Source organism: Isoptericola sp. b408, from assembly GCF_030588085.1.
Classification (GTDB): domain Bacteria; phylum Actinomycetota; class Actinomycetes; order Actinomycetales; family Cellulomonadaceae; genus Isoptericola; species Isoptericola sediminis.
The window spans coordinates 253,401-267,023 of record NZ_JAUQYQ010000001.1 but is presented as its reverse complement, the minus strand read 5'-3'; the positions used below and the strand labels follow the sequence as shown (position 1 = coordinate 267,023).

Sequence of the window (13,623 nt, the reverse complement as noted above, 5' to 3'; positions counted from 1 at the left end):
CACATGCGGGACCATGACCCGGGAGCACGGTCCACGTTTCACGTGAAACCGAGCACGCCCAGGTTGCGGGCGAAGGGCCTGCGTCCGCACGCTCTCGCGCCGATGGATGCGGTGGCAGCCGACCGCGGTGCACGGGGGTGTCAGGGCCGCGCCGGGGGGCGCGAGGCCGTAGAGTGTTCGCGGCACTGGTCAACGCCGACGCGACCTGGAGGATCGACCCGTGAACATGATCAGCGATCGGCCGCACCACCCGTCGGAGGACGGTCGAGACGGATCTGCGTCGGGTGACGCGGACGGCTCCGTTTCACGTGAAACCTGGTCGGCGTCGTGGGTCGGCGACGACTTCAGCGGGCCGCATCCGGAGGATCACCGTGAGGCGCTGATGGACTCGGTGCCGGAGGTGGACGACAGCACCCCGCTCGCTGCCCAGCTCGCACTCGACGCCCGTCGCCGGATCGAGCTCGACGGGCGTCGGTTCCCCCGCCCCGCGCACACCCGGATCCTGACGGTGGCCAATCAGAAGGGCGGCGTGGGCAAGACCACGACGACGGTGAATCTGGCCGCCGGTCTCGCGCGGGCCGGGCTCAAGGTGCTCGTCATCGACAACGACCCCCAGGGCAACGCGTCGACCGCTCTCGGGCTCGAGCACAGGGCCGGCACACCGTCCATCTACGAGGTGCTCGTGGACGAGGCGCCGCTGTCGAGCACCGTGCAGGAGTGCGCAGAAGTTCCCGGCCTCTGGGGCGTGCCCGCCACCATCGACCTCTCGGGCGCGGAGATCGAGCTCGTGTCGCTGGTCTCCCGGGAGACCCGTTTGCGCAAGGCGCTCGACACCTACCTGGACGAGCGGGAGGCGCGGGGCGAGGAGCCCATCGACTACGTGTTCGTCGACTGCCCGCCCAGCCTCGGCCTGTTGACCGTCAACGCATTCGTCACCGCTCGCGAGGTCCTCATCCCGATCCAGTGCGAGTACTACGCACTCGAGGGTCTCAGTCAGCTGCTGAAGACGATCGAGCTCATCAAGTCCCATCTCAACCGGGACCTCATCGTCTCGACGATCCTGTTGACGATGTACGACGGTCGGACCAATCTGGCCCAGCAGGTGGCCGCCGAGGTGCGGACCCACTTCCCGGACCAGACCCTCCGGACGACCGTGCCGCGGTCCGTGCGGATCTCCGAGGCCCCGTCTCACGGGCAGACGGTCATGACGTACGACCCGGGTTCGACGGGTGCGCTGGCGTACCTGGAGGCCGCCCGGGAGATGGCCGAGCACGCGGTCCAACGCGCTGACCTGCGATGACGCGCGTACGATCGGAGGAGTCAGGGTGAGTGACCTCGTGTGCACGATGCCGCAAGGACGCGGTGCGGACGGACCGACTCGCCCCGTTCACGACCAGGAGGCTGGTGGAGCATGAGCCAGAAGAAGCGCGGACTAGGCCGCGGACTCGGTGCCCTCATTCCCCAGGGCCCCGCCCCGGAGAAGCCGACCGACGTCTTCTTCGCCGGTGCGGAGGAGAGCGGGAACACCAACGTCCTCACGACGTCCGCCGAGAGTGCTGCGGACCCCGAGGAGGGGGGAGGTGCCCGGTCGGGGCGTCGCTCGGCTTCGTGGGACTCCGCGATCGCCGGTGGCCGACTGTCGATCAACGCGTCGTCGGCACGATCGGTGACGAGCGCTCCCGAGGCAGACGCCGCCTGGTCGGGGGAGACCATCGGCGCCCCGGGGCGGGACGGTGCGGTGGACTCGGCTACGGTCCGTACCCCGGCATTCGCCGTCTCGGAGCACGACGCATCGGATGATCCTGCGTCGGCGGTCCTGACCGACTCCGGGGACCGCGAGCGGTCGGCCACGGTTCCGTCGGATCGGGCCGCCGACGGAGACGGACTGCTCCCGGTGCCGGGAGCACGGTTCGCCGAGGTTCCCCTGCGGGCGATCCGCCCGAACGCACGACAGCCGCGGACGGTCTTCGACGAGGGGGAGCTCGACGAGCTCGTCGACTCGATCCGTGAGATCGGTGTCCTGCAGCCGGTCGTCGTGCGTCCTCATCCGGAGATCGCGGGCGGCTTCGAGCTGATCATGGGTGAGCGGCGGTGGCGCGCAGCGGAACAGGCGGGGCTCGAGACCATCCCCGCCATCGTGCGTCAGACCGAGAACTCCCAGATGCTGCGAGATGCACTGCTGGAGAACCTTCACCGGGCCGCCCTCAACCCGCTGGAGGAAGCCGCGGCCTATCGTCAGCTCCTCGACGACTTCGGCTGCACACATGACGAGCTCGCGGCTCGGATCGCTCGGTCCCGGCCGCAGATCTCCAACACCCTGCGGCTCCTGCGTCTCCCGCCGCTCGTCCAGCGACGTGTCGCCTCGGGCGTGTTGTCGGCCGGCCATGCCCGGGCACTCCTCGGTCTGTCTGATGGCGCCGAGATCGAGCGCCTGGCACAACGGATCGTCTCCGAGGGTCTCTCGGTCCGTGCGACCGAGGAGATCGTCACCCTCATGCAGTCCGGGGACGACGAGTCGCCCCGTCGCAGGAAGCCTCGGGCCGGGCAGCGGGTCGAAGCGATGGACGAGTTGTCCTCCCGGTTGTCCGACCGGTTCGAGACCCGCGTGAAGGTCAACCTCGGCAAGACGAAGGGCCGGATGACGGTCGAGTTCGCCTCGGTCGAAGACCTCAACCGCATCCTGGAGGTCATGGCGCCGGAGGACCCCGGGGTGCTCAAACCGTCGGAGTAGGCGAGCCGCGCTCAGGCCCGGGTGCCGTTTCACGTGAAACGGCACCCGGGCCTTGGTGTGTGCACCCATCCGCGTTCTCGCGTCCCGCGGCATCAGCCTCGCGTCCTGACTCCCCGGGCTTCGACGGCACTCCGTCGCCGCGCCGGGATGCGCCCACCTCGCAGTCCTCCGGAGGTGGGGGGAGGGTTTGCCACCGGGCCTCACGCCCGGTAGGGGGCGGTGGAGGCAGGAGTGTGTGGCGGGCAGGCCGTTTCACGTGAAACGCCGTGCCGTCGATGACGTTGAGCAACACCCGGGTGCGCGATGCGACGGGAAACCGAGGAGCCGTTGGATGGACGTGGCGCGTGAAGAGAGAAGGCGGCACGAGGCCCGCCGGACGCGTCGGCCGGCGCGGCAGCGACCGGTGGGCATGGGCCCGGACCTCGGCGATCCGGGGCCGCGCTCGTTCCACGTGAAACATGCCAAGAGCCAGAGGTCAGCGACCGCCGATCAGCGAACGCGGACCACTGGCCAGCAACAGCGGCCGGCGGCCGCCCGCACTCAGTGCGTCGGAGCCAGAGCGTGCTCGACGATGCGCCGGTAGAGGGTCGGCAGCTCGTAGCCGGCGGCCGCGGCCGCCTGGGGAAGCAACGAGGTCTCGGTGAGGCCGGGGGAGACGTTGACCTCGAGCACGTGGGGTGTGCCGTCCGCATCGAGGATGATGTCGGTCCGCGACAGGTGCTTGAGCCCGAGGATCTCGTGCGCCCGGAGCGCGACGTCGGCGACCCGGGCACTGGCCTCGGCGTCGAGTCGTGCGGGGGTGAAGTACTCGACGGGGCCCGGGTTGTACCGGGCGTCGTAGTCGTAGGACCCGCTGGTGACGATCTCGACCGCCGGGAGCGCTTCGAGGCCGTCCGGACCGTCGATCACCGACACCGCCACCTCGATCCCGTCCACGGCCCGCTCGATGAGGGCGGTGTCGCCGTAGGAGAAGCAGTCCACCATCGCGCGCGGGAACTGCGACGCCTCGTCCACGCGAGTGACGCCGAGTGCTGAGCCGCCCTGCACGGGCTTGACCACGAGCGGGAGACCCAGACGTTCGACGATCATGTCGAGGATCGTCTGCGCGCCGAGGTCGCGGAAGAGCGCCTGGGGCAGGGTGACGTAGTCGGGGGTGCTGATGCCGCCCTGGAGCAGCTCGGCCTTGGCGACCGGCTTGCTCCATGCCTGGCGGCTGCGGCGAGGTCCCGTGCCGACCGTGGGTACCCCGACCAGCGCGAGCACGTCCTGGAGAGACCCGTCCTCACCGCTCGCACCGTGCAGCACGGGCCACACCAGCGCCGGTTCGGTCTCCCGCAGGAAGCGCAGCAGGTCGGCGTCGACGTCGTGCACCTGGACCTCGACGCCGGCCTCCCGCAGGGCTTCGGCGACGCGGCGGCCCGACCGGACCGAGACGTCGCGCTCGTGGGAGAGCCCGCCGGCGAGAATCACGACAGGTCCGACACTTCCAGACGACACGGTCGTGGTGGCGGCGTCGGGCGCGGGGGCAGTCATGCGAGTGGTCACCTCAGAGGCTGGATGGGTCACGCGAGGTCGGGCGAGGGGATCTCGACGTCCGTCGGGTCGTCGTCGGGCTGGGCCGTGGTGCCGAACAGCTGCACGAGCTCGGACTCGGCGTTGACCACCGTCGCCAGGCGACGCACGCCCTCCCGGATGCGGTCCGGGGTCGGGAAGCAGAACGACAGCCGCATGTGGTCGGAGCCCTGGCCGTCGAAGTAGAACGCCGTGCCCGGGACGTAGGCCACGCGTTCGGTGACGGCACGCGGCAGCATCGACTTCGCGTCCAGCCCCTCGGGCAGCTTCACCCAGACGAAGAACCCCCCGACGGGTACGTTCCAGCTCGCGGCGGGGATGTGCTCGGCGAGCGCACCGACCAGGGCGTCGCGACGCTCGCGGTACATCTCCCGGTAGTCCTTGATCTGTGCCCGCCAGTCGCAGGTGTCGAGGTAGGTCTCGACCGCGAGCTGCGAAGCGTTCGAGGGCGACAGGATCGCGGACTCCGAGGCGAGCACGAGCTTCTCGCGCACGGCGTGCGGCGCGATGACGAAGCCGACGCGGTAGCCGGGGGCGAAGGTCTTGGAGAAGGAGCCGAGGTAGATCACGCCGTCGGCGTCGTAGGAACGCAGCGCCGGGTAGGGGTCGTCCTCGAAGCCGAGCAGACCGTACGGGTTGTCCTCCACGACGAGCACGCCGTGCCGGCGGCAGATCTCGAGGATCTGGGGGCGGCGCTCCACCGACATCGTCACCCCGGCGGGGTTGTGGAAGTTCGGGATGGTGTAGAGCATCTTGGCGCGGCGCCCCTCGGCCGCGAGCCGGCTCAGCGTCGCCTCGAGGGCCGCGGGAACCAGACCGTCGGCGTCGAGCTCCACGTGGACGACGTCGGCCTGGTAGGAGCGGAAGACGCCGAGGGCACCGACGTACGAGGGCGCCTCGGCGACGATGACGTCACCGGGATCGATGAAGATCCGCGTGACGAGGTCCAGTGCCTGCTGGGATCCCGTGGTCACGGTGATGTCGTCGGGGTGGGCCTCGACGCCCTCCATGGCGACGACCTCGGTGATGCGTTCGCGCAGGGACTCCTCGCCCTGCCCGGAACCGTACTGGAGCGCTCGGGTGCCCCGGGTGCGGATCAGGCGGTCCATGGCCTCGCCGATGACGTCGAGGGGGAGGCCCTCGATGAAGGGCATGCCACCTGCGAGGGAGACGACCTCGGGGCGGTTGGCGACCGAGAACAGTGCGCGGATCTCCGACGCTCGCATCCCGCGCGTCCGCTCTGCGTACGCGCCGAACCAGGGGTCGAGGCGCGTGCCGGAGGTCTGCTCGGTGAGGCGGTTCTGCTCAGTCACCTCGCCAGTGTCCCACGCCACCCGTGAAGGTCCCGTGAGCGGACCACGGTGCGGTCGTGGCCGCGGGGTCGGACCCGGGCCGCGAGCCGGGACGACAGCGGCCTCCCCCGTCGAGGACGGGGGAGGCCGCTGGACGTCGTGCCCCGGAGGTCGGGACGGTGTGTCAGGAGGAGGGGGCGGAGGCGAGCACGCCCTCGATCTCCTCGGTGAGGGCCCGCTTGGGACGGGCACCGATGATCGACTTGACGATCTCGCCACCGTGGTAGATGTTCAGCGTCGGGATCGACGTGATGCCGTAGGCCATCGTCGTGGCCTGGTTCGCGTCCGTGTCGAGCTTCGCGATCTTCACCTGGCCGGCGTACTCGTCGGAGAGCTCCTCCAGGATCGGGGCGACCATGCGGCAGGGACCGCACCAGGTCGCCCAGAAGTCGACGAGGACGGGGACGTCGGACTCGAGAACCTCGGTCTGGAAGGTGTCGTCGGTGACGGCGACGGTAGGCATGGTGTCTCCTTCGGTCGGGGAGCGGTGGGTCAGCCGGCGACGCTGTCGAGGGCGGCCGGAAGCTCCTCCGGGTCCGTCTCCGACATGTCGGCGAGGTCGGCGAGGTAGGCCTGGGCGTCGAGAGCGGCGGAGCACCCCGACCCGGCGGCGGTGATCGCCTGCCGGTAGGTGTGGTCGACGAGGTCGCCGCAGGCGAAGACGCCGGGGAGGTTGGTCCGGGTGGACCGGCCCTCGGCGAGCACGTAGCCGTCCTGGTCGAGGTCGACCTGACCCTGGAGCAGCTCGCTGCGCGGGTCGTGCCCGATCGCGACGAACACCCCGGTCACGTCCAGGTCGCGCTCCTCGCCGGTGACGGTGTCCCGCAGCCGCAGCCCGGAGACCTTGTCCTCGCCGTCGATCCCCACGACCTCGCTGTTCCAGGCGAAGTCGATCTTGGGGTCGGCCATCGCGCGGTCGGCCATGATCTTGGAGGCGCGCAGCGCGTCCCGGCGGTGGACGATCGTGACCTTCGACGCGAAACGGCTGAGGAACGTGGCCTCCTCCATCGCGGAGTCGCCACCGCCGACGACGGCGACGTGCTGGTCGCGGAAGAAGAAGCCGTCGCAGGTGGCGCACCACGACACGCCCCGCCCGGAGAGCTTCTTCTCCGCGGGGAGGCCGAGCTCGCGGTAGGCGGAACCGGTCGCCAGGACGACGGCGTAGGCGCGGAAGGTCTTCCCGCCGCCGGTGACGACGGTCTTGATCTCGCCGTCCAGCTCGAGCGTCTCGGCGTCGTCCCAGAGGATCTCGGCGCCGAAGCGTTCGGCCTGCTCACGCATAGCGTCCATGAGGTCCGGGCCCTGGATGCCGGGCGGGAAGCCGGGGTAGTTCTCGACCTCGGTGGTGTTCATCAGCGCGCCGCCGGCGGTCACGGAGCCGGCGACCACGACGGGGGCGAGTCCGGCGCGGGCGGCGTAGATCGCCGCGGTGTACCCGGCGGGGCCGGACCCGACGATGACGATGTCGCGCACCGGGGCGTCCTGGCTGTTCGACTGGTCGGTCACAATCTCTCCTGGAAGTCTGGGATCCGGTCGGAGGCCGGCACCTGGTGGCAACATGCGATACCCCCGGGACATTCCGAAGGGGTCAGGACACCGTGATCTCGTTGAGCTCGAGGCGGAACTCTCCCTCGGAGGTCGGCAGCTCGGAGGTCCACAGCACGAAACCGTCCATCACGACGGGCTCGTCCAGCTCGATGACGGTGTCGGACGAGTAGGACCCCGACGCGAGAACCTCGCCGTTCTCCGGGGCGTCGCTCCCGACACGGCGGAGCTCCCACGCACCGCCCTCGCTGTTGGTGTTCAGCTCGATCTCGGTGACGGGCGCGGGCTCGCGCAGCTCGACCTGGTAGCCGAGCCCCTCCTTGAAGCCCCCGAAGACCGGGTCGTTCTCGTAGGTGTACGTGTGCCAGAACGTCGACGGGTCGGAGTCGAAGGCGAACTCGACCTTCTCCGGCTTCTCACCGTTGCCGAGCGGGTCGATCTCACTGCCGGCCTCGATGATGGGCCGGACCTCGGGGCTCTCCGACTCGGTCGGTTCCGGCTCGCCGCCCTCGCCGCTGCTGCCGTCGGTGCCCTCGCTCGCCGCGGGGGCCGGTTCCTGGGACGGGTCCTCGGCGACGGTGGTGACGTCGAAGGGGCTGAGCGCCTGGCTCACCGCCCAGACGGCGGCGATCACGACGCCGACGAGGATCATGGCCAGAACGATCGGCGTGGGGTTCACGCCGCGCCGACGCGGGGCGGCGGTCGAGTCGAAGGAGCCCGTGGTCGGGCTCCCGGCGGCCGCCGGGCCGTACCCGGCTCCCGGCGGCGGAGGGGGGACCTGCCCCGGGGCGGCGGCCGGGGCCTGGCCGTAGGGAGCCTGCTGACCGTAGGCCGGGGGCTGAGCCTGGGTGGGCTGCTGCGCGTAGCCGCCCTGGGCGGCACCGTAGGCGGCGCCTGCCGCGCCTCCCATCGCCGCACCCCGGGCGATCCGGCCGCTGGAGGGCCGGCGCACGGGAGGTGCGGGCGGAGGCGTCCCGGGCAGGCTCTCGGTGCCGGCCGGGCTGCCGGCACCGAGCACCGACGAGCGCACCGGGCGTTCCGGCGTCGGCTGGACGAACTGCGGCAGGGATCCCAGGACGGAGACCTGGCCCCAGGGCTCGAGCGTGGCGACGACCTCGCCGGGATCGGCGGGCGCCTGGCCCTCGTCACCGAAGGTCCGTCGCACCAGCTCGTCGATCTGCTCGTCGACGTGCGGCACGAGCTCCGAGACCCCGAGGACCCCGTGCGGGCCGGTCTGGGCGGGCAGCGGTCGCACGGCGTCGGGCGCGATCCAGCTCACGTCCAGAGCCTCGCCGGGCCACCGCGCGGTGAGCGCGTAGTAGCCCAGGGCAACGACACCGCGGGCGTCCCGGGCCGCTGCGTCGCTCCCCGCCGCCTCGGCGTCGGCCAGCCCGGCGTCGATCCCGAGCCCGGTCACCACGACGCGGTGACCGTAGACCCGCACCGCCTCCGGCCGCAGCGCCAGGTGGTGCACGCCCCGCTGACGCGCGGACTCCAGGGCCGTGGCCGCCTCCCCCATGAGCGCCCGTGCCTGCTGGGCGTCCACGAGGCCGCGCGAGACGATCTGCGTGAGGGACTCCCCGGTGTACGGCTCGGTGATCACGTAGGACACCTCGCCGGTGCCGAGGTCGGTGCTGCCGACGTCGAGGACGCGGCACAGCCGTGGGTCGGCCACCAGCGCGGCGCGGCGGGCGGCGTCGATCGCCGCCGGCGCCTGCGGGCCGGTCACGAACGTGACGCGGACCGGACGGTCCAGGATCTGGTCGTGGGCCTCCCAGGCCTCGGCCGCCGCCAGGTCGGTGGCGGCGTGCTGGTTCAGCCGGTAGCGGTCGACCATGACGGTCCCGGGCTGGGCGGTGGTCACCTGGAGGCCTCCGTGGTGGTGTGGGGGAGCGTGGATCGTCGGGACGGTCCGGCGGGGCGTTCCTGCCGACCATGGTAGAGGGAGAGACCCGTCATGCGGGTCCCCGGCGGAGGCGACGCAGGATCGGGGCGAGCGCGTCGTCGAGCTCCCGGACCCGCATCAGCTTCAGCAGCCCGGCGTACGCAGCACCCATGACCAGGCCCGCGACGGCCGTCGTCAGCACCGCGAAGCCCCACGAGGACGACGCCGACGCGTCCAGCAGCCGGATCGTCAGCCACCCGAAGCCCCCCGCGACCGCCGCGGAGAGCAGGGCGCGGACGTACAGCCGCAGCACGCGGGCGCCGTCCATACCGTGCAGCTTGCGGTTCATGCCGCGGATGCGCAGCAGCAGGGAGATCCACGTGGCCAGGGCGAAGGACCCGCCGGCCGCGGCCGCCCACGCCGTGTAGGGCAGCGTCTCCGTGGCGATCCACAACCCGGCCACCAGCGAGACGGTGGCGATGATCTGGATGACGAAGATGCTGCGACCGTCCTCGAAGGCGAAGTACATGCGTCGCACCAGCACGGTGGCGCCGAGGGCGATGGTCCCGACCGCCATCGCCCGCAGGATCGGCGCGATCGCCTCCACCTCGAGCTCGGACGCGGAGGGGAGCAGCGCCTTGGTCAGCGGGAACGCGAGGACGAGGAGCGCCGTCGCGGAGAAGACCGAGAAGATGCCCGCCGAACGCAGTCCGAGCGACATGTCCCGGCGCACACCCGGCAGGTCGCCCGCGTTGACGGCGGCGCTCATCCGGGGGAACAGCACCGTGACGATCGAGACCACGACCAGCGAGTGGGGCAACAGGTAGATCGACATCGCCTGGGTGTAGGCGGCAGGCCCGCCCGCGACCTCACCGAGGTCCTCGGCGAGCTGGCCGGCGGCACCGGTGACGTTCGTCAGGTAGATGACACCGAGCTGTTCCAGGACGACGGCGCCGATGGTCCAGCCGACCACCTTGCCGGCCGACCGCAGGCCGATGCCGCGCAGCCCCAGCCGGAAGCCCCAGCGGAACCCGGCCTTGCGCAGCGCGGGCACGAGGATCGCGGACTGCGCGGCGATCCCGAGGGTCGCGGTGCCGGCGAGCACCAGGGTCTGCACCGTCGTCCAGGCCCCCACGTCGTCCAGACCCGCGTCGGGCGCCTGCCCGAACAGCAGGATGAAGGTGCCGAAACCCACGATCGAGACGACGTTGTTCGCCACCGGGGCCCAGCCGTACGCCGCGAACCGGCCATGCGCGCTGAGCACCTGACCCAGCAACGTGTACAGGCCGTAGAAGAAGAGCTGCGGCAGGCACCAGTAGGCGAAGACCACCGCGAGCTGCCGGGCCTCGGGCGTCCAGGCGTCGCTGAGCGTCATGAGGTGCACGACCAGGGGCGCCGCCGCCACCAGCACGATCGTGCCGGACAGCAGGCCGAGCCCCGAGATCGTGAGCAGCTTGTCGAGGCGTTCGCGGGCGTTGCGCGCCGACATCGCCTTCATGATCTGCGGCACCAGGACCGACTGCAGGAAACCCGCCGAGATCAGCGCGAACAGCATGTTCGGCAGCTTGTTCGCGATGTCGAAGGCGTTGGCGACCGTCCCGACGGCACCGACCGCGCCGACGAGCAGCATCGTGCGCACCAGGCCCGACGCCCTCGAGGCGGCCGTGCCCAACGACATCGCCAGCGAGCCCTTGCCCAGGCTCGCCCTGCGCACCCCGTGCGGGTCCGCCGTCCGACCGGACGCGTCGTCGGGTCCGGCGGGGGTGGCGTCGGGTGCTCCCTGCTCAGGGGGATCGGTGGTCATGACGCGGTGTCCTCCGGGGATGGGGCCTGGGGCGGGACGGTCGTGGTCCGGCCCGTCGGGACGGCGGACTCGGCGACCTGCTCGCCGGTGGTGCGGCGGTCGGAGCGTCCGCGGCGGACGGTCCGCCAGATGCCGGTGAGGAACAGCAGGCCGATACCGGCCGCCATCACGGCGGTGCCGACCGTCTCCCACCCCGCCCGCACCCGCAGGGCGAACTCGGTGGGCGGGGCGACCTCGACACCGCTCGGTGCCAGCACCTCGACGGCGAGCGTCACGTCACCGGAACCGATCGCCCGGACCCGGACCTGGGCGTCCCGGGAGGTGCCGGCCGGGACGACGATCTCGGGGACCGTCTCCACGACCAGCCGGGGGTCGTCGGGCCGCAGCCGCACGGTGACGCGGGTGTCGACGGGCAGGTCGTTGCGGATGCGGACCGGGAGGTCTCCGGCGTCGCTGATCAGCAGGACGTCGGCCCGGTCCAGGACGCTGATGCCGGACCGCACCTGGGCGGCGTTCGCCTGCGCCAGCTCCACGGCGCCGGCCCGGGCCTCGGGGGTGTCCCGATAGGCGATCGACAAGGGCGCGAAGAGGTCGCGGTCCACCCCGGCGGTGAGGGTGCCCGGGTCCGCGGCGACGGTGGCGAAGGCGGCGACGTCCTCGGAGGTGGAGATCAGGCCGCGGACGGAACCGGGGGACAGCTCGGCGTCCGTCACCGCCTCCTCGGCGACGCGGGCGGACCGATCGTCGCCGGCGGAGGCCAGCGCCTCGTCGAGGTCGGTGAGCTCGACCCAGCTCTGCGCGGCCAACGCCCCGAGCACGGCGTCGAACGTGGCGACGTCCGGTGACCAGCCCCGCGGCAGCGCCGCCACGACGGGGGTGGCGGCCGCCGCCTCGGCCGCGTCCGCGGCGAGCACCGCCGTGTCGGCGAGGAGCCGTTGCACCGTGGCGGCGGGCTCGGACACCGCACCGCCGGAGCCCGTGGCGTCGTCGAGCACCGCGCTGATCGTCGCGTCCGGCACGGCGACCCGCAGCGGACCGGACCCGCTCGCCACGGAGCCGAGGGAGCCCGGGGCCTCGGGCAGCGCGATGCCCTCCGTGCCGAGCAACGCCCGGGCGCCCGCGGCGTCGGCGGCCGCGACCGTCGGTGCGTCCACCACCCCGGCGGGCCAGGCGATGCGGGGCCCCCAGTCGTCGGCCGCCTCCCAGTCCTCGGGCAGCACCTCCCGGCCCCCGGCGATCCGGGCGATGTCCGGCGCGTCGACGTCCGCATGGGCGAGCGCCGCCAGATCGGGGTCGCCGACGGGGAGGGTGACCACACCGGGACCGCCCTCCCGGAGCATCCGGTCGGCCCACCGGGCGGCGTCCTCGTCGACCGACCGCTCGGCGGTCGCCACGACGGCGGGGTCGACGGCGAGCGAGAGCGCGCCGACCTCGGAGGTGGCCGCCGCGAGGAGCTCGTCGTACGGGGCACCCGGCGCGCTCCAGGCCGCGACCGCGTCCGCGTAGTCCTCCGGTGCGGCCGGGTCGAAGGCCGGACCGGTCACGGGCGCGGCCACGCTGAGCGCGACGGGCGCCGGAGCACCCTGCCGTGCGGAGGAGGCACCGCGGCCCGGGTCGTACATCATGAACGTGTGCAGGGTCTCCAGCGTCGTCCGTGCGTCGTGGAGGCGGATCGACATCTGCCGGGGCCCCCACGGCGCGTTCTCCCCGAGGAGGAGGTCCTCGACGTCCAGCGTCAGCGTGACCTCCAGGGACTCGCCGGGCGGCAGGGGGTCGAGCTGCTCGCGCAGCTGGGTCGCGGCCAGACCCGTCTCCGCCGTCGACCAGGAGGCGACCTCGGTCCGTGTGGTGACCGGCCGCCAGCCCACCCCGAGCTCCGCGGTGAGGCCGGTGAACGCGCTGTCGCCGTCGTTGGTGACGCGGAGCGTGACCTCCTGGGTGTCGTCCGGGCCGACGACCGTCGGCGAGATCGCCACGATCTCGGTCGTGAGGTCTTCGTGGGCGGACGCCGGGACGGTCGGCAGGAGCACCAGGGGGGCGACCAGCAGCAGGGTGGACAGCAGGAGGAGCAGGGCGCGGCTGGGGGCGCCCCTCGTCCGGGAGTGGATCACGCGCAGGGCCTCACTCGACCAGGTCCGGGGTATGGGTCAGGACGTGCAGGGCCGTCGCCGCGAGGCGCTGCTCGTTGGGATACGCGAGCCGGTCGGGCAGCTCGGTCAGTGGCACCCAGCGGGCGTCCTCCGCCTCGCCGTCCGGGTCGTCGGCCGCCGTGATCAGGCCCCCGTCGGCACGCAGCAGGAAGTGGTGGACCACCTTGTGGACCCTGCGGTCCTCCCCGCTGAACCAGTAGTCGATGACCCCGAGGGTCCGGCGTACGGTGCCCTGGATCCCGGTTTCCTCGCGGATCTCGCGCACCGCGGCTTCCTCCGGGGTCTCGGCTCCCTCCAGGTGACCCTTGGGCAGGCACATCTCGAGCCGGCCGGCGCGGTTGCGCCGCAGGATGACCGCGGCCCGGTGACCCGAGACGTGCCGTTCGACGACCAGCCCGCCGGCCGACGTCTCGTCGACCACCGGCAGATGGCCCGTGCTTCCCGCGGTGCTCGGCACCGTCGCGCGGCGACGCAGCCGCGCCGGGTCGACCTTGAGGGGGTGCCCGCCCGGGGGGACCGGTACCGGCACGGGTGGGCGCTCCTCAGGAGCGCCGGGTGCCGGTACCGCAGATGACATGGACCTA

The 13,623-nt window shown here is 72.2% G+C and carries 10 protein-coding genes; 2 read left to right on the top strand and 8 right to left on the bottom strand.

The window, feature by feature from the left end:
* Positions 1–382: 382 nt before the first annotated feature.
* The gene (locus tag Q6347_RS01225; RefSeq protein WP_171246670.1) at positions 383–1,300 is read left to right on the top strand and encodes a ParA family protein; all 918 of its coding nucleotides are present in this window, start codon (positions 383–385) and stop codon (positions 1,298–1,300) included.
* A gap of 111 nt (positions 1,301–1,411) precedes the next feature.
* On the top strand, positions 1,412–2,731 hold the full coding sequence (locus Q6347_RS01220) for a ParB/RepB/Spo0J family partition protein (RefSeq protein ID WP_304606431.1): 1,320 nt from the start codon (positions 1,412–1,414) through the stop codon (positions 2,729–2,731).
* Positions 2,732–3,271: 540 nt separating this feature from the next.
* Here the strand turns inward: Q6347_RS01220 and Q6347_RS01215 are convergent.
* The 8 genes from Q6347_RS01215 to Q6347_RS01180 all read right to left on the bottom strand — a co-directional run bounded on the left by Q6347_RS01215 (position 3,272) and on the right by Q6347_RS01180 (position 13,616).
* Positions 3,272–4,264, bottom strand: coding sequence for a D-alanine--D-alanine ligase (locus Q6347_RS01215; protein ID WP_304606430.1), 993 nt, complete (start codon positions 4,262–4,264; stop codon positions 3,272–3,274).
* A 29-nt stretch (positions 4,265–4,293) separates the two neighbouring features.
* A complete protein-coding gene (locus Q6347_RS01210; RefSeq protein WP_171246786.1) occupies positions 4,294–5,529 on the bottom strand; it encodes a PLP-dependent aminotransferase family protein in 1,236 nt (411 codons plus the stop codon).
* Between the two features lie 250 nt (positions 5,530–5,779).
* Complete coding sequence (trxA, locus tag Q6347_RS01205; protein ID WP_304602989.1) at positions 5,780–6,118, bottom strand: thioredoxin; 339 nt, start codon at positions 6,116–6,118, stop codon at positions 5,780–5,782.
* A gap of 29 nt (positions 6,119–6,147) precedes the next feature.
* Positions 6,148–7,161: a thioredoxin-disulfide reductase gene (gene trxB, locus Q6347_RS01200; RefSeq protein WP_304602990.1), complete on the bottom strand. Its 1,014-nt coding sequence runs from the start codon at positions 7,159–7,161 to the stop codon at positions 6,148–6,150.
* A gap of 82 nt (positions 7,162–7,243) precedes the next feature.
* Positions 7,244–9,064, bottom strand: coding sequence for a hypothetical protein (locus tag Q6347_RS01195; RefSeq protein ID WP_304606429.1), 1,821 nt, complete (start codon positions 9,062–9,064; stop codon positions 7,244–7,246).
* A 91-nt stretch (positions 9,065–9,155) separates the two neighbouring features.
* Complete coding sequence (murJ, locus tag Q6347_RS01190; RefSeq protein WP_304602992.1) at positions 9,156–10,889, bottom strand: murein biosynthesis integral membrane protein MurJ; 1,734 nt, start codon at positions 10,887–10,889, stop codon at positions 9,156–9,158.
* Entirely contained in the window at positions 10,886–13,000 is a 2,115-nt protein-coding gene (locus tag Q6347_RS01185; RefSeq protein ID WP_304606428.1) for a DUF6049 family protein, read from the bottom strand. The genes murJ and Q6347_RS01185 overlap by 4 nt, the downstream gene beginning before the upstream one ends.
* A gap of 10 nt (positions 13,001–13,010) precedes the next feature.
* On the bottom strand, positions 13,011–13,616 hold the full coding sequence (locus tag Q6347_RS01180; protein ID WP_304602994.1) for an NUDIX hydrolase: 606 nt from the start codon (positions 13,614–13,616) through the stop codon (positions 13,011–13,013).
* Between the last annotated feature and the right edge of the window lie 7 nt (positions 13,617–13,623).

Excerpts from the sequence above, each read along its gene's own strand:
- Q6347_RS01225 (WP_171246670.1), top strand. The coding sequence starts at position 383 with ATGGACTCGGTGCCGGAGGTGGACGACAGCACCCCGCTCGCTGCCCAG.
- Q6347_RS01220 (WP_304606431.1), top strand. The coding sequence starts at position 1,412 with ATGAGCCAGAAGAAGCGCGGACTAGGCCGCGGACTCGGTGCCCTCATT.
- Q6347_RS01215 (WP_304606430.1), bottom strand. The coding sequence starts at position 4,264 with ATGACTGCCCCCGCGCCCGACGCCGCCACCACGACCGTGTCGTCTGGA.
- Q6347_RS01210 (WP_171246786.1), bottom strand. The coding sequence starts at position 5,529 with ATGCGAGCGTCGGAGATCCGCGCACTGTTCTCGGTCGCCAACCGCCCC.
- trxA (WP_304602989.1), bottom strand. The coding sequence starts at position 6,118 with ATGCCTACCGTCGCCGTCACCGACGACACCTTCCAGACCGAGGTTCTC.
- murJ (WP_304602992.1), bottom strand. The coding sequence starts at position 10,889 with ATGACCACCGATCCCCCTGAGCAGGGAGCACCCGACGCCACCCCCGCC.
- Q6347_RS01180 (WP_304602994.1), bottom strand. The coding sequence starts at position 13,616 with ATGTCATCTGCGGTACCGGCACCCGGCGCTCCTGAGGAGCGCCCACCC.